We start from the raw sequence: 238 nt of genomic DNA on the forward strand, positions 1-238 counted from the left end.
GGGGGGGGGGGGGGGGGGGGGGGGGGGTGGGGGGGGTGTGCGATCGGTCGCTCGCGGGTTGGTCTGCGCTCGTACAGTCGAAGGATGCGGTCGACGCCGATGAATGGGACGCGACCACCACGGCGGTCCGCATCGGCTGGTTCGAGTTGGTGACCGAACACGGCGACGCGGTCCGCATACTCCTGGAGCGGGCTCCCGGCCACTTTCTCCGCACGTACCCCCTTCTCACCATGCTGCT

The 238-nt window shown here is 70.6% G+C and carries 1 pseudogene; it reads left to right on the plus strand.

Going from position 1 to position 238, the window contains the following annotated elements:
* Positions 1-238, plus strand: a pseudogene (locus tag ACPYOG_RS20660) (hypothetical protein); the annotation flags it as partial.

This window comes from Leifsonia sp. HAY1-4F (genome assembly GCF_056755275.1).